Origin of the sequence: Thalassobacter stenotrophicus (assembly GCF_001458315.1) — a bacterium.
Lineage (GTDB): Bacteria > Pseudomonadota > Alphaproteobacteria > Rhodobacterales > Rhodobacteraceae > Thalassobacter > Thalassobacter stenotrophicus.
This window is the reverse complement of the sequence record NZ_CYRX01000033.1, coordinates 566,138-583,105: the sequence shown is the minus strand read 5'-3', so window position 1 is coordinate 583,105 and position 16,968 is coordinate 566,138. Positions and strand designations below refer to the sequence as shown.

Sequence of the window (16,968 nt, the reverse complement as noted above, 5' to 3'; positions counted from 1 at the left end):
TAAAAGATGTAACCGCCCAGAGGGCGACGTTTAGATTTCGTCGGCAAAGTGCTTCATCGTCAGCCGGATGGGGTTCGGTGCCGCCTGCCCCAGCCCACAGATCGACGCATCAACCATCGCTTGGCTCAGGTCTTCCAAAAGCCCCTGATCCCACGTTTCCGCCTGCATCAGCTTCACGGCTTTTTCACAGCCCACGCGGCAGGGGGTGCATTGCCCGCAGCTCTCTGCCTCAAAGAACCGCAGCATGTTCAACGCCGCATCCCGCACACGGTCCTGATCCGACAAAACGACCACGGCGGCAGACCCAATGAACGTCCCATGCGGCTGCAACGTATCAAAATCTAGCGGCACATCATCCAACGACGCAGGCAACACGCCCGAAGATGGCCCGCCCGGTTGATAGGCCTTGAACGCATGCCCCTCGGCCATACCACCCGCCGCATCGATAATATCAACAATCGTCGAACCCGCTGGCAGCAGGTACATACCGGGCGCCGCGACGCGTCCAGATACGGAGTAGCTCCGCAGGCCCGTGCGACCGTTGTGCGTGACTGATGATAGGATTTCCGACCCTTCGCGCACAATCCGCGCAACCCACTTCAAGGTCTCAACGTTATGCACCAGCGTCGGGCGACCAAAAACGCCGACCTGCGCCACAAACGGTGGGCGATGACGCGGCAGGCCACGTTTGCCTTCAATCGATTCAATCATCGCGCTTTCTTCGCCGCAAATGTAGGCACCCGCCCCACGGCGCAGATCGATATATCCCGGCTCGACGATGCCCGCCGCCTCTAGGGCTGCGATTTCGGTCGCCAGAATCTCCAGCACTGCCGGATATTCATCGCGCATATAGATAAAGCAGGTCTCAGCCTCGACGGCCCATGCGGCGATCAGCATCCCCTCAAGAAACAGGTGCGGCGTGCGCTCTAGATAGTAACGGTCCTTAAATGTGCCCGGCTCGCCCTCATCGCCGTTCACAGCCAGATAGCGCGGCCCGGGATTGGCCCGAACAAAGCCCCACTTCTTGCCCGACGGGAACCCGGCCCCGCCAAGCCCGCGCAGACCCGAGGCTAGAACTTGATCCTGCACTTGCTCCCAGTCGCCGTCCGCACGCAAACGCGCCAACTCGGCGTAACCACCGCCTGCACGATATGCCTCAAACCCTTCGTAGTCGGGCATCTTGTGGTGGGTATCGCCCGCCGCAATCGCCGCGTGCACCAATTCAGGCGTGGCGTTGTCGATATGGTTGTGCCCCAGCTCCAGCGTTGGGGCCGTATCGCAGCGTCCCATGCAAGGCGCGCGCAGAACGCGCACTTGGGATGGATCAACGCCATCCTCAAGCGCCGAAATCAGTGCCTCAGACCCGGCCAATTCGCACGACAGCGAATCGCAAACTCGAATGGTAAGTGCGGGCGGCACTGGATCATCTTCGCGCAGTGGGTCGAAGTGCACGTAAAACGTCGCGACTTCCCAGACCTCAGCCATTGATAGCTTCATCTCTTCGGCCAAAGCCCGCAGGTGCGCCGCAGATTGGTGCCCATAGGCATCTTGGATCAGGTGCAAAAACTCGATGAGCAGGTCCCGCCGCCGCGGGCGATCCCCCAAAAGGGCGCGCACTTCAGCCAGTGCGGTATCCTCATACTGCCGACCCTTGGGCGTTTTGCGCCCTTTGCCTCGACCTGATTTCCACACACCTTTGTTGTCGTCCAATGCCATGAAAGCCTCCCGCGCGCATCGGGTGTGTGATAGCACGCCCCGCCCTCTCCCAAATGTCAAAACCGACACCAAATGGGCGAATTCCCCCAAGCCGATACCACCGCGACTACCATAGGAAACGAATTCCCCGGTCGCGGGTGACCACACAGATTTGGCAGGTATGGTTTTCAGCCGCCCCCACCTTACCTATGTTGAGGCCAACAGCCCGGAGTGACCATGCGCCTCGCCCTAACCCTTTGTCTTATGCTCACCACACCCGCAGTCGCCCAAGAGACGTTTTCAGGCGCTGAGTTTGACGCCCGCGTCTCTGGCAAAACTCTCTATTTTGAACGCGCGGGCCGCGCTTTTGGCGCCGAGCAATACTTTCCCGACAAACGCGTCATCTGGGCGTTTGAAGACGGCCAATGCCAACGCGGCATATGGTTTGAAAACGCCAACAGCGACATCTGTTTTATCTACGACGAAAGCCCCGAGCCGATCTGCTGGGACTTTTTCAAACAACCCGGCGGGGGCGTGTCGGCCCGCGCAAAAGGCGCAGACCCCTTGAACGATTTGTTTGCAGTCCATGAAGACGAGGCGCCACTGGCATGCGAGGCGCCCGACTTGGGGGTCTAGTCGGGTTCGCGCCACCAAACATCGGGCTGGAAATCGATCCAATCGCCGTAGATCGAGATCCTATCAGAGGGGAATTTCAGCTCAGCATCATGTGCAATCCATGAGACCGGGTTGTGCCACAGAGGAACCACATAGCGCCCTGCGGTCAGCACCCGGTCCAGCGCTTTGACGGCAGCCACGTAATCCTCTTGCGATTGGGCCTCTAGCATAGCCTCAATCATCGCGGAAATCGCGGGCGTGTCAGTGCCCATTAGGTTTCGCGATCCCGGTGCCTCAACCCCTTCAGGGCCCCAATAGCGCCATTGCTCATTCCCCGGCGACAACGACAAACCCCAGCGATAATAAGTCATGTCGAAATCGTAGCTGTTCACACGCTCCGTGTATTGGGCGCTGTCGATGGAGGAAATCTCCGGATCAAGGCCCAGCCGCTCCAGTGCTTCGACATAGATATCGACCACTGAACCGATCTCGCTTGAGCCGTTTTGCAGCAGGATTTCGAACTGAACCGGCCCGTCCGGTCCCACAAGGCGGCCATTTTCAACGGTATACCCTGCATCCTCAAGCAAAGCCGTAGCCCGCCGGATCGCACCACGATTGGCCACACGCGCACTGCCCTTGGGCAATGCATAGCCGTCAATCGCACCCGGTGGCAGGCTATCGGCAAAGGGTTCCAACAGGTCACGCACCCGGCCCTTAGCAGGGGTGCCCGGTGTCATGCCAAGCGGCGAATTCGCGAAATAGCTTTCAATCCGGGGCAGTGCGCCACCGTTCAGGACCGTGTTGGTGTAGGTAAAGTTGAACGCCTCAATCATCGCCTCACGCACGCGCCAATCAGCAAAAAACCCGGTGCGGGTGTTCATAACCAAGCCCGTCATCCCAGTTGGGCGTTGATGCGGAACCTCGGATTTGACGATCTCGCCGCTTTGCACCGCCGGAAAATCATATTGCTCCGCCCATTTCGCCGCAGAGGTTTCGCGCATCGTGCTCAATTCACCGGATTTGAATGCCTCAAACATGGCGGACGCATCGGTAAAAAACTCCATCCGCAGGGTATCGAGGTTGTGTACCCCTTTGCGTAGAGGCAGATCACGGGCCCAATAATCAGGGTTGCGGGTCAGCTCGACAAAGCGGTTCGGCTCAAAATCAGTGATGACATAGGCCGCACTCGTAATCGGGATCACATCCAATCCGCTTTGGGCAAAATCGCGGCCCTCCCACTGAGCCTTTTTCAGAACAGGGCGCATCCCCATGATCATCGCCAACTCACGGTTGGGCGCCTTAAAACTGATGCGCAGACCGCGCGCGCCCACGGGCACAATACGCGCCACCTGCGCCCATGACCCCCGGTAGCGCGCATGCCCTTGGGTGCCGAGCGTCTCATAAGACCAGATAACGTCCTCAACGGTGACCGGAGTACCGTCGGAAAACCGGGCCTCGGGACGCAGTTGAAACTCGACCCAATGGCCCTCTGGATCAACGGCCACCGTCTCGGCCAGAAGGCCGTACAATGTGAACGGCTCATCATAGGATCTGCCCATCAGGCTTTCGTGCGCAAGGAACCGCAATTGCCACGGCACCCGGCCTTTTTGAATGTGCGGGTTGAGACTATCGAAACCACCGACCTGACCGTCAACAAATACCCCACCCTTGGGGGCGTCGGGATTTGCGTAGGGTAAGTGCCCAAAGTCCGCAGGCAACGCCGGATCACCGTAAAGAGCGATTCCATGGTGTGCCTGAGCGCTTTCAGAGGGAGAATCGGTGGCAAGAATCGGTTGGCAAAAAAGCGCCAATCCGACCACGGCGCCTGCGACTGCTCGATGAAAAGAATTGAAGACCATATCGAAACAGTTCCTGTTTTCCTTGATTTATTGGCCTCAAGATACGGTGATCCCTCAGGATAGTCCAAAACTTTAACTTGGACTCTCAACACCGCATCCAGTATATTGAGGTCACTGCTCGATAGGTTTCTTGCCTGTATGAAACCTGCCTCAATAACTTAACGCCAGCTTCGTGCTGGCGTTTTTTTTGGGCCATATGCGAGGCAATCCGACACACCAATCACGCATCACAGCTGGTCACGACTGATGCCGCACTGCGGCAGGTATCGCAGAACTTCCTTCCATTCTGCGGTGCAGCAGCTATCGTTGACGCAACGTGAGACAAGGGAAACGATCCATGACACTTCAAGGCAAGACCGCCGTCATCACCGGCTCCAATTCGGGCATCGGCTTGGGTATCGCAATCGAAATGGCCAAGGCTGGCGCGGACGTGGTGATCAACTCATTCACAGACCGCGAAGATGATCATGCGTTAGCCGCCCAAATCGCGGCAGATCACGGCGTCAACGCGCGCTATATTCAGGCCGATATGTCCAAAGGCGACCAGTGCCGCGCCCTGATCGAGCAGGCCGGCGCATGTGACATCCTGATCAACAACGCAGGCATCCAGCACGTCGCCGCGATTGACGAATTCCCCCAAGACAAATGGGACGCGATTATCGCGATCAACATGTCGTCGGCCTATCACACCACGGCCGCGGCATTGCCGATGATGCGCGCGGCAGGCTGGGGCCGAGTTATCAACATCGCCTCGGCGCATGGGCTGACCGCCTCCCCCTACAAATCTGCCTATGTCGCGGCAAAACACGGGGTGGTTGGCATGACCAAGGTCGTGGCCCTCGAAACTGCGCGCGAGCCGATCACAGCAAACGCGATATGCCCCGGTTATGTTTTGACCCCATTGGTCGAGGCGCAGATCCCCGACACGATGAAAGAATACAACATGAGCCGCGAAGAGGTCGTTGAGAACGTCCTACTGACGCGGCAGCCCTCCAAAGAGTTCGCAACGGTTGAGCAGATGGGCGGCACGGCTGTGTTTCTATGCTCGGACGCGGCGGCACAAATAACCGGCACGACCATTTCGGTGGATGGTGGCTGGACCGCCCTCTGAGGAAACCCCTACCCCACGCGCAAAAGGATGACCCCATGGCCCAAACCAAACGCATCAACCTAGCCCTTCAGGGCGGCGGGGCACACGGCGCGTTCACATGGGGCGCGCTGGACCGATTGCTAGACGATGAACGGATCGAGATTGCGGCCATCTCGGGCACATCTGCGGGTGCGCTGAACGGGGCGGCGACAAAATGTGGGCTGGTCACTGGGGATCGGGACAAGGCCAAAGCCGGGCTTGAGGCGCTTTGGACCAAGGTGGGTGCGATTACGGACGAGGCGTTTGGCCCATGGCTGAACGCGTTTTCGCCGATGGCGATCAGCCGAGCGATTGAATACTCGCTGCCATTCGCGCTGTCGGACACAACATCGCGGACGATATCACCCTATTTGTATCGGGGCACAACTTCGAACCCGCTGCGCCGCATTGTTGAGGGGTTCGACTTTGACAATGTCTGTTCCGACGCGGGGCCGCAGTTTCATATCTGTGCGACCAACGTCCGGTCAGGTAAAATCCGGGTGTTCACCCGCGAGGAAATCACAACTGATGCGATTCTCGCCTCTGCCTGTTTGCCCACGTTGTTTGAGGCCGTCGAAATTGATGGAGAGGCCTACTGGGACGGCGGATACACCGGCAACCCCGCGCTGTTTCCGCTGTTTCACAAGGACCTGCCACGGGATATTCTGGTCGTGAATATCAACCCGCTGCACCGGGCTGAGGTGCCGCGTTCCGCGCGGGACATTCAAAACCGCATCAATGAGATCAGCTTTAACACGTCGCTTTTGCGAGAGCTGCGTGCGATTGCCTTTGTGCAACGCCTTTTGCACGCAGGCACTATGTCGGGCGACGCGATGAAGGACGTATTGGTGCATATGGTCGCTGACGACGCGTTGATGCAGCAACTATCCGTGGCCACAAAGCTGGTCCCGAACCCGGCGGTCTTGGCTCAGCTGCGCGCGGCGGGATACCGCGCGACGGACACGTTTTTGGACACGCATTTTGATCAGATCGGCGATGAAAGTTCAGTTGATCTGGCAGCGATGTTTGACAGTTAACCTGAGTGTCGCGGCGCCTTTGGCCCCGCGACCCGTGAGGGCGCTGCCCTCACACTCCCGGGATATTTGAAAACCAAAGAAGGGTTTAGGGCAGCGATGTGACCCAGAGTATCGTGGCGTCTTCGTCCGAAACCGAGACAACATTGTGGCCCATTGAGGCGTCATAATAGGCGCTGTCGCCACGACGCATTTCGATGGCCTCGTAGAATTCGGTGTAGAGCCGGATAGCGCCTGTGAGCACCAGCAGGAATTCTTCTCCGTCGTGACGGACCCAATCATCGAAATCAGAGAAGGAGCGCGCGCGAATACGGGCGCGGTAGGGCAGCATCCGTTTGGTCGTGAGAGCGCCCGCCAGCAGTTCGTGTTCGTAAGTCGTGGTGACATGGGCCTCACCCTCACCCATACGGGTGACTGTGCGGCGCCCCGTGACCTGACCCTCTTTGGGGGGAGTGAACAGCTGTGGCACCGAAATCTCTAGACCCGTTGCGAGTTTCTTGAGTGCCTCCCACGTGGGGGACATTTGGCCGTTCTCGATCTTGGAGAGGGTGGACCGCGCGAGACCGGCCTGATTAGCGGCCTGTTCCAAAGTCCAGCCGCGTGATTTGCGCAAGGAGCGCACCCGCTCCGCGAGGTTGAGGGGCTCGGGGCTGCGGTCGCCCCCGCTTTCGCGGGCCAAGCGGATCAGGCTGGGTTCGGTCTTGGACATGGCGCCTTTGTATCCTCAGCCCAAAGTCGCTGCAAGCGCTTGCCGCATGGGGTTTGGATACTTAAACATGGCATATGCCTGCTGTTTTTCACGATACGTTTCCTGCCCCGCCCGCTGAGTTCAACATGGCGGCCTATGTTTTGCAGGCTGGAAAGCCCGACGCCTGCGCCTTGCAAGTTGTTGGAGACGGGTCCGCACCGTGGACCTATGCGGACCTAAGACAAGCCGTAGCAGGCATGGCGCGCGGGTTGCGGGATGCCGGCCTGCAGCCTGGTGATCGGTTGATGCTACGCCAAGGCAATTCAGTGATTTGTCCCCTGACGTATTTGGCCTGCATTTGGGCAGGCATCATTCCCGTACCAACGGCCGCCGCCCTGACAAGTGCTGAGGTTGCGGCCCTCATCTCGCAGGTCACACCGGCGGCCATTGCCACGTCACAGGGCGTAGCGGTACCTGAAACGGATCTGCCACTGCTTGATGCCGATAGCTTGCGCCAGATGCAAAGTCTGCCCCCGCTGACCGCAGAGATGGGAGACCCAAACCGACCCGCCTACATTGTGTTCACCTCTGGCAGCGGAGGAAAATCACGGCCCGTCTGTCATGCCCACCGGGCCGTATGGGCGCGGCAAATGATGTGGGACGGCTGGTATGGCCTGCGGGTCGACGACCGTTTGATGCACGCAGGCGCCTTTAATTGGACCTATACGATGGGGACGGGACTAATGGACCCTTGGGCCATTGGGGCCACTGCGTTGATCCCCGCGGAAGGCACCAAAGCCAAGGACCTGCCCGCGATGATTGCCGCGCACAACGTCACGATCTTTGCTGCAGCCCCAGGCGTCTATCGTCAAATGCTGCGGGGACCGACCCCGCCCCTGCGCAGGCTACGTCATGGGCTAAGCGCGGGAGAGGCCCTGCCGAACATCACACGTGCCGCATGGATCAAGGCAACCGGCACCGCCGTGCATGAGGCTTTGGGGATGTCCGAATGCTCAACCTATATCTCTGGCAGCCCAACACGGCCCGCGGCACCCGGCACGGCTGGCTACCCACAAGCCGGGCGTCACATCAGCGTGCGTGCCGAGGGCACAGCCGTAGATTACAACACCCCCGGGGAGTTGTGCCTACACGCCTCTGAGCCGGGCTTGATGCTGGGCTATTGGGAACCGGACACAGGGCCCGCGCCCCTTGGCACGGCTTGGTTTGGCACCGGTGATTACGTCACTATGGCCCGCGATGGAGCGATCACATACCTAGGGCGCCGCGATGATATGATGAACGCCGGGGGCTTTCGGGTTTCGCCCCTTGAAGTGGAAACCAAGCTCGCGCTGACGCCCGGCGTGTCGGAAGTGGCCGCCTGCGAGGTAAGGCTCCACGAAGACACGAGTGTGATTGCGCTGTTTCATGTCGGCGGCCAAGAAGACGATATCCGCGACATGGCTCAGACCCATCTGGCCCGGTACAAACAGCCGCGCCTCTATTTCGCGTGTGGAACGCTGCTGCGAAATGCCAATGGCAAACTAAACCGCCGCGCCTTGCGCACTGAGGCAGAGGCGGCGGTCCTTGCCTCAGGGGTTGCAAAACGCAGCCGAGTGGACGACGAGAGGGGATGATCACCCTTGATATTCTTTCCGACCCGATTTGCCCTTGGTGCCTCATTGGCAAAACCCATCTGTTCCGCGCCCTAGAGGCGGCGGGCGACCACCCCTTTGTGCTGGCTTGGCATCCGTTCCAGTTGAACCCGGACATGCCGCCCGAAGGTATGGATCGCCGCGCTTATTTAGAGGGAAAGTTTGGCGGCAAAGAGGCCGCGGTGCGCGCCTATGCCCCGATTGCTGAGACGGCCGAGGCCATGGGCCTGAACCTTAACCTTGAGGGCATCACCCGCACGCCAAATACGCTGGACGCGCACCGGATGATCCATTGGGCCGGGCTGGAACACAAACAGACCCCCATGGCGCAGGCTCTGTTTGAAGCCTATTTCATCAAAGGCGAAGACATCGGTGACCGGGATGCGCTGGTCGAAATTGGCACCCGCGCGGGGCTAGAGGCGGATATGACCCGCCGCTTGCTGAGCAGTGATGCCGATGCGGATGATATCCGTGCCCGAGACGCCCATGCGCGTGAGCGTGGCGTCAGTGCTGTGCCTACATTTATTATTGCCAATCAACACGTCGTGCCCGGTGCACAACCACCCGAGCTATGGGGCCAAGTGATTGACGACCTGAACGCCCAGATAAAAGCGGCAGATGCCCCCGAGTGACCCAAACACAGCGGTGGCAGGCGACCAACTGACGCCCAAGCCACCGCTATCACGCGCCGAATTTATCGCTCTCATGGCGATGATGACCGCAATCGTTGCGTTTTCAATCGACTCGATGCTGCCATCCCTGCCTGACATCGCGCGCGACCTGACCCCCGATGAACCAAACCGCGCGCAGTTGATCATCACGACATTTGTCCTCGGCCTCGGCCTTGGAACACTCTTTGCGGGACCAATTTCGGATGCGGTCGGGCGCAAGCCGGTTGTTTTGGCCGGAGCGCTCTTGTTTTGCATCGGTTCGGTTTTGGCCTACGTGGCCCCGACACTGGAAACAGTCATCGCGGGGCGTGTGTTACAGGGTCTAGGCGCCGCAGGGCCCCGCGTTGTGACGCTGGCCATCGTGCGCGACCAATATGCGGGGCGTGGCATGGCGAAAATCATGTCCTTTGTCATGCTGGTCTTTGCGCTGGTGCCTGCCATCGCGCCAGCCATCGGCGCGGGCATTATCTGGGTCACGGGATGGCGCGGGATTTTTGCGGCGTTTGTGGTGTTTGCCATTATCCTGTCCCTATGGATGGGGCTGCGACAGCCCGAAACCCACCCGCCCGCGGCCCGACGCCCCCTGCGCCCCGGCGTTTTGGCATCCAGCCTCCGCGAAGTGTTGGCCAACCGCAACGTGAGCCTCGCGATCGGGGTACAGGCGTTGTGCTATGGCATGTTGTTCGGGGTCCTTGCCTCAACCCAGCAGATTTTCGACATCACATTCGACCGTGCCGGCAGTTTTCCACTGTGGTTTGGGTTGGTCGCCCTGATCGCAAGCACCGCGTCGTTGCTGAACGCAAAGCTCGTCGAAAAGCTGGGCATGCACTTTATCATCCGCTGGACCCTTGCGGCGCAGATCCTTTTGTCAGGCCTATGCGCGATTGTCTGGCTGGCGGGTCTGTTGGATGGAGGCCTTTTGTTCGCAATGTTCATCATCTGGAAAACATCCGTATTCTTTCAGGCAGGCCTGACCATCGGCAACGTTAACGCCATCGCCATGAGCCCCATGGGCCACATCGCCGGCGTCGCATCGTCGGTCATTGGCTCGGTCGCGACCATCGCTGGGGCGGTTATTGCCATCCCGTTGGGGCTGGCATTTGACGGAACCGCTGTGCCTTTGATGCTCGGCGTGTGCGTGCTTGCGGTTTTGGCGCGGGGATTGATGGTCGCGTTGCCGCGCACCTCCGATGCAGAGTAGCGTGCCGCTATGACGACCATGCTGACGCCAGAAACGCTCCTGCGGGGGTATGCCGCCGGGATTTTCCCAATGTCCGAGGGCCGCGACGACCCCGAGATTTTCTGGGTCGATCCGCGCGAGCGTGGGGTCATGCCCCTCGACGGTTTTCACATTTCCCGATCTTTGGGAAAACACATCGCCAAAGAGCCATTTCAAATCCGTATCAATACGGCTTTTGATGCAGTGGTTGAGGGCTGCGCCGACAGGGATGAGACGTGGATCAATGGCCCTATCGCGACCCTCTATAGCGCGTTGCACCGGGCGGGTTACGCGCACGCCCTAGAGGTCTGGGAAGATAAAACCTTGGTTGGTGGCGTTTACGGGGTCACCCTTGGGGCTGCATTTTTTGGAGAAAGCATGTTTTCATGGCGCACCAATGCTTCAAAAATCGCGCTGGCCTATCTGGTGCACAGATTGCGGGTCGGCGGCTTTACCCTGTTTGATACGCAGTTCGTCACACCGCATTTAATGTCGCTTGGTGCCGTAGAGATTCCGCGGGCGATGTATCATGCGCAACTGGCGCGCGCGTTAGGCCAAGAGGCAGACTTTACCCGCGCACCCGAAATGCCCCCTGTTCAGGATGTGATACAGCGCAGCACCCAGACGTCATAGCGGGCATGATCCAGTGCCATGAGCGCGGGAGATGAGGCGATCATCCACCCCTGAAAGATATCCTGGCGCTTGCTGCCATCCATCACAGTCAAATGCGCGAAAGCGTCCCCTGCGGGGTTACTGGCAGGGTAGCGGCATTCACTGAGCGTGATTTCGAGCGTGCCGTACCCCATGGTTTGACCCGAAGCGACCTCAACATCGAACACCGCGCCTGTGACTTTGTCCAATGTGCGCAAAACCGCGCCAGTGCCTGTGCCCGTGACAACGGATGTGCCCTGAGCCGGTGCCACTTCGGGGGCCACCAGAAGGCCAAGGACCAGTGAGAACGCGCCCAGAAGCCGCATCATTACTCCTCGGACCCGGTCACAAACCGCATCAACAACGACACCAGAGAAACGGACCCTTGGGTATCGAGAAACTGACCACCGGGTTCTAGGTTGAACGGCGAGCCGCCGGGGACGATCTCAACGAAGTTGCCGCCAAGCAGCCCTTCGGAAGAGATGATCAGTGAACTGTCGTCAGGGATTTCGAGATTTGCAGGTACGGCCACGGTGGCGTCGGCGCGAAAAGTCACGGGGTTGAGAGCAAGATCCGTGACTGTACCCAACTTGACGCCCGCCAAACGCACCTCGGACCCGACTGCAATGCCATCGGCCGCGCGAAAGGACGCCGAGTAGTTTGCAGCACTGCTGCCCGGCCCGTTCGCAAAGCCAGTGGCCTGGGCCGTATAGAACAGGAACCCGAGTGCCACGGTCAGCACCACGGTGCCTACAAAAATCTCAGTGCGGTTTTCAGCCATCAGAGCGCCCCTTTGTTAAGGTGCCCATACGTAGCCCCGATTATTCCGGGCTCCAAGCCTCATAATCTTGGCGTTCGACGGGTTTGGCACGTTTCAGCGATCCTGCTGGCACATAAGCCGCAGCCGTCCCGGTGAGGTTCATCTGGTGCGGCTTTTCCCAAACCTTGTGCGGCAATGGCGACTCGGTCGGCGGTAGCTTGTACGTGTGATGCAACCAACCGTGCCATTCGGGCGGCACGCGGGATGCCTCTGCCTCACCATTGAAGATCACCCAGCGACGCACACCACCTGTTGTTTGGTAGTAGGTATTGCCAAGATCATCCTCACCCACACGCTCGCCTTTGCGCCACGTGAAAAGCTGAGTGCCCAGCGTTTGACTGTTCCACCACGTCACGGCGCGTTTGAGAAAATAGAACATGGGTGTCCTCCGGTTCGAACGCCTCACCTATAGGCCCCGCACGGGGAAGCGTCCAGTGCCCGTGGGCTGCGGCATGTGGCGCGAAATAAAGGATTATGTGCCTCCGGCGGGGATATTTCCAAACCAAAGAGGGCGGGTTTTGCGAAAAATGGGCGGAAATTCTGGGATTAAGCGGGATTCGAGGCCGAATTCCCGCGCTGGATTTATCGTTGCGATGGACGGCGCGAGCGCACGGGCCTATCAAAGCCGCAACAAAAGACAAAAAGACATGGAGAGATGACATGAGTGATCAAACGTACGGCTTCGACACGCTGCAAATTCATGCAGGCGCGAACCCTGACCCCGCAACAGGCGCACGTAACACGCCGATTTATCAATCGACGGCCTTCGTGTTTCGCGATGCAGAGCATGCGTCCAAGCTGTTTAACCTTCAGGAAGTCGGCTACATTTATTCGCGTCTGACGAACCCGACGGTTGCTGTGCTGCAAGAGCGGATCGCGACGCTTGAGGGTGGTGTTGGTGCGGTTTGTTGCTCATCCGGGCATGCGGCGCAGATCATGGCGTTGTTTCCGCTGATGCAGCCTGGCTGCAACATCGTCGCCTCGACCCGGTTGTATGGCGGAACGGTCACGCAGTTTTCTCAGACGATCAAACGGTTTGGCTGGTCTGCCAAGTTTGTCGATATGGACGACCCCAAAGCAGTTGCTGCAGCGATTGACGAAAATACTCGTGCGGTTTTCTGTGAGGCTATCGCCAACCCCGGTGGCCACATCACGGATTTGGACGCGATCTCGGCTGTGTCCGACGAGGCTGGTATCCCTCTGATCGTCGATAACACCTCTGCCACCCCATACCTTGTGCGCCCGATTGAACATGGTGCCACGCTTGTTGTGCATTCGACCACGAAATACCTGACCGGCAATGGCACCGTTACCGGCGGCTGTGTTGTGGACAGCGGTAAGTTCGATTGGGCCGCGAACGATAAGTTCCCAAGTCTGAGCCAGCCCGAGCCTGCCTATCACGGCCTAAAGTTCGCCGAGACGTTTGGCCCCATGGCGTTCACCTTCCACGGGATTGCCATTGGTCTGCGCGATCTGGGCATGACGATGAACCCACAGGCGGCGCACTACACGCTGTGCGGGATTGAGACGCTGAGCCTGCGGATGGAACGCCACGTTGAGAACGCGACCAAGCTGGCCAAGTGGCTCGAAGCGGACCCACGGGTAGATTACGTCACCTATGCTGGGCTCGAATCGTCGCCGTACAATCACCTCGTGCCCAAAATCTGTCCGCGTGGCGCAGGCGGTTTGTTTACCTTTGCGGTCAAGGGTGGCTACGAGGCGTGCATCAAGTTGGTTGATAACCTCGAGATCTTCTCACACGTGGCCAACTTGGGCGATACGCGGTCGTTGATCATCCACTCCGCCTCAACCACGCACCGTCAGTTGACGGCTGAGCAGCAAGAAGCCGCAGGGGCCGCCCCAAATGTCGTGCGCGTTTCCATCGGGATCGAGGATGCCGTCGACCTGATCGCCGATCTGGATCAAGCGCTGGCAAAAGCGACAGCCTAATCCTTTTGCGTTCATTTTGACCCGGGGCGGCGTTTTTCCTAAAACTCTGCCCCGGGCTTTCCTATATGGTGCCCTATGTTTGCTGACTTATTAAACCGCCTCATCGCGCCTCAGCCCGAGCGCCTTCCTCAACCAGATGCGCAAGTGGCGCTGGCCGCCCTGTTGGTGCGCGTGGCCCGCGCGGATGGTGATTATGCAGCCGCTGAGATCGACAAGATCGACAAGATCCTTGCGGCCCGCCACGGCCTCTCACCGTTTGAGGCCGCGAAGCTGCGCGGTCAGGCCGAAACGTTGGAAAGCGAAGCGCCAGATACCGTCCGCTTTACCCGCGCTATCAAGGACGCCGTTGACCTAGAGGATCGCACCGCAATCATCGAAGCGCTTTGGGCTGTTGTCCTTGCCGACGGAGAGCGGGATCACGACGAAGACACGTTCCTTCGCATGGTCGCCAATCTGCTGGGCATCAACGACCGCGACAGCAACTTTGCGCGACAGCGCGCCGCCAAGCGGGGATGATTGCGAGCCTGCCAATGTATTGGGACGTGGCAGGTGCTGCTGCGTGGACGGGCCTTTGGCGCGATATCCAAGATGCGGCATGCGACTTTGGCCTAAGGCTCCCGGATCTGACGCCGCCCAGCGCGCTGCCAAAGGATTGGACCGCGCATTGGACCGATCCTAAGCTTGTCCTTTCCCAGACCTGCGCCTTGCCGCTACGGACATCGCTAAAGGGCCGCGTGAGCTATGTGGGCACGTTAGATTTCGGCCTACCGGGTCCAGTGGGCAGCTATCATTCGGTTTGTATTGGGACGGCACCCACCAAGGACGTCAGGTTGGCTGTGAATGCGGCCGATAGCCAATCGGGCTGGGCCGCAGCGCAGAATGATCCCGCCGTGGGCCCCGAGACACGCATAGTCATGACCGGCTCGCACGCGGCCTCTGCCTACGCAGTGGCGGATGGACGCGCGGATATCGCGTTTATTGACGCGGTGACCTGGCGGTTGTTGCAGCGCAACACGCCCCAATTTGCCGACATACCGATCCGGTCGCGCACGCAGCCCACACCGGGCCTGCCCTTGATAACCGCGCTCTCGCGTGATGCCGCCCCGCTGCGCGCAGCGCTAGACGCCGTGATCAACGGCTCACCTGTGCGAGGCTCTGATGCTCTTGGTGGCTTGTCTGGCTTTCACGTCTGGCCAGAATCGGCCTACTTTGACGTGCCCGTCCCGCCGCCGCCAGTCGTCTAAGCTGCACTACCCGACTGCCACCTGTTTTGGCACATCGGCCGATACACCAGCGCCTCGCACACATGACGTTCCGTCATTACGGCCTGCACCATTGCAATTCGCTAAGAATTACCGCTAAGTCAGGCGTCATTTGGATCTGGGGATGTCCATGAGTTCTGAAACCGCGCCGGTGATCGAAATCCGGGACCTGCACAAGGCCTATGGTGATCTTGAGGTCCTGAAAGGCGTGGACGTGACGGCGCCACAGGGGCATGTGATCTCCCTCATCGGATCATCGGGCTCGGGCAAATCTACGCTTCTACGCTGTGCCAACCTACTGGAAGACAGCCAGCAGGGTGAGGTCATTTTCTGCGGTGAACCCGTACACTGGAGAGGCCAAGGTGCCGCGCGGGTCCCCGGTGATGCCGCACAAGTCCGTCGCATCCGCACGAACCTGTCGATGGTCTTTCAACAGTTCAACCTTTGGGCGCATATGACGATCCTTGAGAACGTCATGGAGGCCCCTGTCACCGTCCTCAAACAGGACCGGGCTGAGGTTGAGGTGCGCGCCCGCGCGATCCTCGACAAGGTCGGAATTGGCGACAAATGCGATGCGTACCCCGCCCAATTGTCTGGCGGTCAGCAGCAACGTGCCGCGATTGCGCGCGGGCTGGCGATGGAGCCGAAGGCGCTGTTGTTCGATGAGCCGACATCCGCCTTGGACCCCGAATTGGAACAAGAAGTCATTCGCGTGATCAAGGACCTCGCGGCAGAGGGCCGGACCATGCTGATCGTGACCCACGACATGGCGCTTGCCCGCGACGTGTCAGACCACGTGATATTCCTGCATCAAGGCAGGATAGAGGAAGAGGGCCCTCCAGAGGCTCTCTTTAAGACACCGAAATCCGAGCGGCTCAGAGGCTTTCTTGCCTCAACCAACTTGGCCTGAGCCTAGGCGACTACCAGCAAAACCAGCTAACGGGAGACCACCATGAACAAGCTGATCCTATCCACCGCACTTCTCGCAATTGGCGCGGGCGCGGCATTTGCCGATGGCCACTCCGTTGTCCGTTTGGGCACCGAGGGCGCATACCCTCCCTTCAACTTCCTCAACGACGCTGGCGAAGTTGACGGCTTTGAACGCGAATTGGGCGACGAGCTGTGCGCACGCGCCGAACTGACCTGTGAGTGGGTCACAAACGAGTGGGACAGCATCATCCCCAACCTCGTGTCCGGCAACTACGACGCTATCATCGCTGGCATGTCCATCACAGCCGAGCGTGATGAAGTCATCGACTTCACTCAGAACTACACACAACCCGATCCATCCTCCTACTTGGTGGCTGCGGGCAACGAAGGCCTGAACGTCGAAACCGCCGTGATCGCCGCACAGACCAACACTATCCAAGCCTCTTTTGTGGCTGAAATGGGCGCAACGCTGTTGGAATTCGCCTCCCCCGAGGAGTCGGTTGCTGCCGTCAAAGCCGGTGAAGCAGACGCCGTTCTGGCCGACGACAGCTTTCTGGCGCCAATCGTTGAGGCCGACGCAGAGCTAGCCAAGCTGGAGCGTGAAGAGCTGATCGGTGGCGGCATCGGCATGGGCCTGCGCGAAAGCGACGGTGAGCTGAAGGCGAAAATGGACGCAGCAATCTCCTCCATGAAGGCAGACGGCTCGCTCAACGCCTTGATCGAAAAATGGGAAGTCGGCGCGAAATTCTAATCGCGCTTGGGCGGCGGGGTTACACCTGCCGCCCTTCATTTT

General features: G+C 59.4%; 18 protein-coding genes. 12 read left to right on the top strand and 6 right to left on the bottom strand.

Annotation, left to right across the window (positions count from 1 at the left end):
- Positions 1 to 30: 30 nt before the first annotated feature.
- Complete coding sequence (locus tag THS5294_RS17340; protein ID WP_058124705.1) at positions 31 to 1,716, bottom strand: NAD(P)H-dependent oxidoreductase subunit E; 1,686 nt, start codon at positions 1,714 to 1,716, stop codon at positions 31 to 33.
- Positions 1,717 to 1,932: 216 nt separating this feature from the next.
- On the opposite strand from THS5294_RS17340, the gene THS5294_RS17335 reads away from it, so the two are divergent.
- A complete protein-coding gene (locus tag THS5294_RS17335; RefSeq protein ID WP_058124704.1) occupies positions 1,933 to 2,331 on the top strand; it encodes a hypothetical protein in 399 nt (132 codons plus the stop codon).
- Here THS5294_RS17335 and THS5294_RS17330 read toward each other — a convergent pair.
- Positions 2,328 to 4,169, bottom strand: coding sequence for an extracellular solute-binding protein (locus THS5294_RS17330; RefSeq protein WP_058124703.1), 1,842 nt, complete (start codon positions 4,167 to 4,169; stop codon positions 2,328 to 2,330). The genes THS5294_RS17335 and THS5294_RS17330 overlap by 4 nt on opposite strands.
- 337 nt (positions 4,170 to 4,506) lie before the next feature.
- Here THS5294_RS17330 and THS5294_RS17325 point away from each other — a divergent pair, with 337 nt between their 5' ends.
- Positions 4,507 to 5,280: a 3-hydroxybutyrate dehydrogenase gene (locus tag THS5294_RS17325; protein WP_058124702.1), complete on the top strand. Its 774-nt coding sequence runs from the start codon at positions 4,507 to 4,509 to the stop codon at positions 5,278 to 5,280.
- A 35-nt stretch (positions 5,281 to 5,315) separates the two neighbouring features.
- Positions 5,316 to 6,335, top strand: a complete 1,020-nt coding sequence (locus tag THS5294_RS17320; protein ID WP_058124701.1) for a patatin-like phospholipase family protein — start codon at positions 5,316 to 5,318, stop codon at positions 6,333 to 6,335.
- A gap of 85 nt (positions 6,336 to 6,420) precedes the next feature.
- Here THS5294_RS17320 and THS5294_RS17315 read toward each other — a convergent pair whose 3' ends face one another.
- Entirely contained in the window at positions 6,421 to 7,041 is a 621-nt protein-coding gene (locus tag THS5294_RS17315; protein WP_038004872.1) for a helix-turn-helix domain-containing protein, read from the bottom strand.
- A gap of 74 nt (positions 7,042 to 7,115) precedes the next feature.
- Between THS5294_RS17315 and THS5294_RS17310 the strand changes: the two genes are divergently transcribed.
- Genes THS5294_RS17310 through aat form a run of 4 tightly spaced genes read left to right on the top strand, consistent with a single transcriptional unit; the run spans position 7,116 to position 11,195 of the window.
- On the top strand, positions 7,116 to 8,654 hold the full coding sequence (locus THS5294_RS17310; RefSeq protein WP_058124700.1) for a class I adenylate-forming enzyme family protein: 1,539 nt from the start codon (positions 7,116 to 7,118) through the stop codon (positions 8,652 to 8,654).
- Positions 8,651 to 9,304: a DsbA family oxidoreductase gene (locus THS5294_RS17305; RefSeq protein WP_038004868.1), complete on the top strand. Its 654-nt coding sequence runs from the start codon at positions 8,651 to 8,653 to the stop codon at positions 9,302 to 9,304. Before THS5294_RS17310 ends, THS5294_RS17305 begins: the two co-directional genes overlap by 4 nt.
- The gene (locus tag THS5294_RS17300) at positions 9,291 to 10,544 is read left to right on the top strand and encodes a multidrug effflux MFS transporter (RefSeq protein WP_058124699.1); all 1,254 of its coding nucleotides are present in this window, start codon (positions 9,291 to 9,293) and stop codon (positions 10,542 to 10,544) included. Before THS5294_RS17305 ends, THS5294_RS17300 begins: the two co-directional genes overlap by 14 nt.
- A 9-nt stretch (positions 10,545 to 10,553) precedes the next feature.
- On the top strand, positions 10,554 to 11,195 hold the full coding sequence (aat, locus tag THS5294_RS17295; RefSeq protein WP_058124698.1) for a leucyl/phenylalanyl-tRNA--protein transferase: 642 nt from the start codon (positions 10,554 to 10,556) through the stop codon (positions 11,193 to 11,195).
- Here the strand turns inward: aat and THS5294_RS17290 are convergent.
- Genes THS5294_RS17290 through THS5294_RS17280 form a run of 3 tightly spaced genes read right to left on the bottom strand, consistent with a single transcriptional unit; the run spans position 11,159 to position 12,412 of the window.
- Entirely contained in the window at positions 11,159 to 11,539 is a 381-nt protein-coding gene (locus tag THS5294_RS17290; RefSeq protein WP_058124697.1) for a DUF2155 domain-containing protein, read from the bottom strand. The two genes, aat and THS5294_RS17290, sit on opposite strands and share 37 nt — an antisense overlap.
- 2 nt (positions 11,540 to 11,541) lie before the next feature.
- Positions 11,542 to 11,994 (bottom strand): outer membrane lipid asymmetry maintenance protein MlaD, encoded by a 453-nt coding sequence (gene mlaD / locus THS5294_RS17285; protein ID WP_058124696.1) that lies wholly within the window; start codon positions 11,992 to 11,994, stop codon positions 11,542 to 11,544.
- Positions 11,995 to 12,034: 40 nt separating this feature from the next.
- Positions 12,035 to 12,412 (bottom strand): NADH:ubiquinone oxidoreductase subunit NDUFA12, encoded by a 378-nt coding sequence (locus THS5294_RS17280; protein ID WP_058124695.1) that lies wholly within the window; start codon positions 12,410 to 12,412, stop codon positions 12,035 to 12,037.
- Positions 12,413 to 12,693: 281 nt separating this feature from the next.
- On the opposite strand from THS5294_RS17280, the gene THS5294_RS17275 reads away from it, so the two are divergent.
- The 5 genes from THS5294_RS17275 (at position 12,694) to THS5294_RS17255 (ending at position 16,926) form a co-directional block, all read left to right on the top strand.
- Positions 12,694 to 13,983 (top strand): O-acetylhomoserine aminocarboxypropyltransferase/cysteine synthase family protein, encoded by a 1,290-nt coding sequence (locus tag THS5294_RS17275; protein WP_038004860.1) that lies wholly within the window; start codon positions 12,694 to 12,696, stop codon positions 13,981 to 13,983.
- A 75-nt stretch (positions 13,984 to 14,058) separates the two neighbouring features.
- A complete protein-coding gene (locus THS5294_RS17270) occupies positions 14,059 to 14,499 on the top strand; it encodes a tellurite resistance TerB family protein (protein WP_058124694.1) in 441 nt (146 codons plus the stop codon).
- Positions 14,500 to 14,513: 14 nt separating this feature from the next.
- Positions 14,514 to 15,227: a substrate-binding domain-containing protein gene (locus THS5294_RS17265; protein ID WP_072936588.1), complete on the top strand. Its 714-nt coding sequence runs from the start codon at positions 14,514 to 14,516 to the stop codon at positions 15,225 to 15,227.
- 148 nt (positions 15,228 to 15,375) lie between these two features.
- Entirely contained in the window at positions 15,376 to 16,155 is a 780-nt protein-coding gene (locus THS5294_RS17260; RefSeq protein ID WP_058124692.1) for an ABC transporter ATP-binding protein, read from the top strand.
- 42 nt (positions 16,156 to 16,197) lie between these two features.
- Entirely contained in the window at positions 16,198 to 16,926 is a 729-nt protein-coding gene (locus THS5294_RS17255; protein WP_058124691.1) for a transporter substrate-binding domain-containing protein, read from the top strand.
- The last annotated feature ends 42 nt before the right edge of the window (positions 16,927 to 16,968 follow it).

Bases quoted from the DNA above. Each gene is read 5' to 3' on its own strand.
- THS5294_RS17265 (WP_072936588.1), top strand. From the start codon at position 14,514: ATGTATTGGGACGTGGCAGGTGCTGCTGCGTGGACGGGCCTTTGGCGC.
- THS5294_RS17325 (WP_058124702.1), top strand. From the start codon at position 4,507: ATGACACTTCAAGGCAAGACCGCCGTCATCACCGGCTCCAATTCGGGC.
- THS5294_RS17275 (WP_038004860.1), top strand. From the start codon at position 12,694: ATGAGTGATCAAACGTACGGCTTCGACACGCTGCAAATTCATGCAGGC.
- THS5294_RS17290 (WP_058124697.1), bottom strand. From the start codon at position 11,539: ATGCGGCTTCTGGGCGCGTTCTCACTGGTCCTTGGCCTTCTGGTGGCC.
- THS5294_RS17305 (WP_038004868.1), top strand. From the start codon at position 8,651: ATGATCACCCTTGATATTCTTTCCGACCCGATTTGCCCTTGGTGCCTC.
- THS5294_RS17330 (WP_058124703.1), bottom strand. From the start codon at position 4,169: ATGGTCTTCAATTCTTTTCATCGAGCAGTCGCAGGCGCCGTGGTCGGA.
- THS5294_RS17310 (WP_058124700.1), top strand. From the start codon at position 7,116: ATGCCTGCTGTTTTTCACGATACGTTTCCTGCCCCGCCCGCTGAGTTC.
- THS5294_RS17315 (WP_038004872.1), bottom strand. From the start codon at position 7,041: ATGTCCAAGACCGAACCCAGCCTGATCCGCTTGGCCCGCGAAAGCGGG.
- THS5294_RS17340 (WP_058124705.1), bottom strand. From the start codon at position 1,716: ATGGCATTGGACGACAACAAAGGTGTGTGGAAATCAGGTCGAGGCAAA.
- THS5294_RS17280 (WP_058124695.1), bottom strand. From the start codon at position 12,412: ATGTTCTATTTTCTCAAACGCGCCGTGACGTGGTGGAACAGTCAAACG.
- THS5294_RS17320 (WP_058124701.1), top strand. From the start codon at position 5,316: ATGGCCCAAACCAAACGCATCAACCTAGCCCTTCAGGGCGGCGGGGCA.
- THS5294_RS17300 (WP_058124699.1), top strand. From the start codon at position 9,291: ATGCCCCCGAGTGACCCAAACACAGCGGTGGCAGGCGACCAACTGACG.
- mlaD (WP_058124696.1), bottom strand. From the start codon at position 11,994: ATGGCTGAAAACCGCACTGAGATTTTTGTAGGCACCGTGGTGCTGACC.
- THS5294_RS17270 (WP_058124694.1), top strand. From the start codon at position 14,059: ATGTTTGCTGACTTATTAAACCGCCTCATCGCGCCTCAGCCCGAGCGC.
- THS5294_RS17260 (WP_058124692.1), top strand. From the start codon at position 15,376: ATGAGTTCTGAAACCGCGCCGGTGATCGAAATCCGGGACCTGCACAAG.
- aat (WP_058124698.1), top strand. From the start codon at position 10,554: ATGACGACCATGCTGACGCCAGAAACGCTCCTGCGGGGGTATGCCGCC.
- THS5294_RS17255 (WP_058124691.1), top strand. From the start codon at position 16,198: ATGAACAAGCTGATCCTATCCACCGCACTTCTCGCAATTGGCGCGGGC.
- THS5294_RS17335 (WP_058124704.1), top strand. From the start codon at position 1,933: ATGCGCCTCGCCCTAACCCTTTGTCTTATGCTCACCACACCCGCAGTC.